Below are 2,087 nucleotides of genomic sequence, written 5' to 3' on the forward strand. Positions count from 1 at the left end.
TGTTCAGAAAAGGGCCTGCGGCTTCCGAAATCCTGAGCATTTTAAGACTGCCGTGTTCTTTCATTGTGGCGGTTTGAACCTATATCCTGCTGCTGTGACCCACACGAATGCCGGATGAACCAAAATATAATATTTTCATAGACATACAAGGATCATGCCCCTCTAGCGGTCCGCTTTGGGGGCTAGCTTCTTGGGTACACAGGTACCGTTCTTCCTGCTGAAATTACTTTCGTTGCGCAACAACAATTCAATTTACTTGTAACGAAAGGATCTACTTATGAAAAACATCCAAAACTCCCATGCATCACCGGGCAAGAGCAGTGAACTACCTGCTTTTATCTCTATCAAGCAGCTGCAAGCCATGCTTGGTGGGAAGAGCCGCTCAACTATTAACCGCTGGCGTAATGACGGCCACCTACCGCCACCCATCCAGATCGGAGCGAATACCGTGGTGTGGCCGCTGGAGGAAATCCTCCAGTGGCGTGACTCTCTGATTCACGGGGGGGCATAAGCGATGAACAGATATGCTCTTCATGAAGACGGAGTAGCGAAGGCCCTCCCTCTTATGCAGTACGTGGCATTGGGGAAGAAGCGGGTTTACCAGGTGCTCGATGAGTCTGGTATCGACAGTATGGACTTTCATCGCGTTTACCGTGAGTGCTTCAAGGAAGTAGAAGACCGTATTGCTGAGCTGCAGCGCGAGCTAATCGAGCTTGAAGGCAGGCTTGAGGAGTCTGAGAAGTTGGTGTCGTCAATGAATGGTGACTCGGACAAGTCCGTCAAATAAAACTATGGCGGTGGCCGCGTGAGTGCGTCACCGCCTCTATCGAATGAGGAAAGTGAATGAACATTCAAAGCTCTCTGCATCTCCTTGAAGGAATGCACTATGAGCTGGCGCATGACAGCATGCGTGAGCCCTACATCCGCGTAACGGTGGAGGAAAAGAAAATGCTGTTCAAATTGCGCGGAGAGGAGTTTAAGCGTTTTTTTAGTTACCACTATATTCGGGTAAATAGTAACAGCCCGGATGCGAAACTGATTAAGAACACTTTCGCGTACTTAGAGGGAAGGGCTATCTATGAAGGAGATCTAGTTGATCCTGACGTGCGGTTGGTGGGAGATACAGACCTATTGGAGATTGATCTTTGTGACCGATCCTACCAAGTCGTCCAGGTAACGTCTGATGGTTTTGTAATCTGTCAGCCGGAAGGACATTTACTAAGGCGACATGGGCAACAAGCGCTACCTCGACCCGTGCTTATGACGCGAGAGGAGATTACGGAAGCAATGGCAGAGTTTAAGGCGATCCTTAATGTGTCTGACGACCAGTTTGTACTTGTCATGGGCGTTGTGCTGATGGGTTTTCATCCGGACGGGCCATATCCGGTTCTATTTGTTCAAGGTGAGCACGGCTCCGCTAAGGGATCGCTGTGCGAGGCCATTAAGTCCGTGGTCGATCCAAATATGACACCTCATACTGCACTACCTGCGAACGCACCTGATTTGCTAATACAGGCAGCCTCCAATCGCGTACTGTCTTTCGACAACTTGTCGGAGTACACCTTCAATAAAAAGCACAGTGATCTTTTTGCTCAGATGGCAACGGGAGTCGGACTAAGACGACGGCAGTTGTATACAGATGATGGAGAATGTGTCTTTAACATCAGTCGTATGATACTTATGAACGGCATCGATGACGTAGTGACACAATCAGATTTAGGGAGCCGTACCGTTGGTCTGCAGCTTCGCCCAGTCGAAGAGAATGGGCGAATATCAAAGCGTGAGTTTAAACGGCGATTGAATGCGGTGCGCCCCCGAATGTTTAGTGCGGTTGTCAACGTACTCGTGGAAATTTTAAGAAACTACGATACTACCGAAGTGCAATCCAGCGCTCGTATGTTTGACATGATTCAATGGGTAACGGCAGGCGAAAGTGCCATGGGATGGGAGGCGGGTACCTATCAACGTGATCCTGCCCACTGATGATGGACACCCTGCTAAGCGAGTAAACTACGCTACAGAGGTGAACCATGACCAGCAAGACAGGATCGAAAAAGACGACGCGGAAGCAGTATGCGCCTGAGTTC

At 49.4% G+C, this 2,087-nt stretch carries 3 protein-coding genes; all 3 read left to right on the forward strand.

Annotated features, from left to right (window positions below; all coding sequences use genetic code 11):
* The first annotated feature begins 277 nt into the window (after positions 1-277).
* From DWB85_RS19225 to DWB85_RS19235, 3 genes are read left to right on the forward strand one after another with little or no spacing between them, the layout of a single operon-like run.
* Positions 278-511: a helix-turn-helix transcriptional regulator gene (locus tag DWB85_RS19225; protein WP_117957684.1), complete on the forward strand. Its 234-nt coding sequence runs from the start codon at positions 278-280 to the stop codon at positions 509-511.
* 3 nt (positions 512-514) lie between these two features.
* Positions 515-787, forward strand: coding sequence for a hypothetical protein (locus tag DWB85_RS19230; RefSeq protein ID WP_133300686.1), 273 nt, complete (start codon positions 515-517; stop codon positions 785-787).
* A gap of 56 nt (positions 788-843) precedes the next feature.
* Positions 844-1,983 carry a hypothetical protein gene (locus tag DWB85_RS19235; protein ID WP_117957688.1) on the forward strand — a complete coding sequence of 380 codons (1,140 nt, stop codon included), beginning with the start codon at positions 844-846 and terminating at the stop codon, positions 1,981-1,983.
* Positions 1,984-2,087 lie beyond the last annotated feature (104 nt).

It is taken from the genome of Seongchinamella sediminis (genome assembly GCF_003457605.1).
Classification (GTDB): Bacteria; Pseudomonadota; Gammaproteobacteria; order Pseudomonadales; family Halieaceae; genus Halioglobus; species Halioglobus sediminis.

Coding starts and splice junctions, on each gene's coding strand:
- DWB85_RS19225 (WP_117957684.1), top strand. CDS start 278: ATGAAAAACATCCAAAACTCCCATGCATCACCGGGCAAGAGCAGTGAA.
- DWB85_RS19230 (WP_133300686.1), top strand. CDS start 515: ATGAACAGATATGCTCTTCATGAAGACGGAGTAGCGAAGGCCCTCCCT.
- DWB85_RS19235 (WP_117957688.1), top strand. CDS start 844: ATGAACATTCAAAGCTCTCTGCATCTCCTTGAAGGAATGCACTATGAG.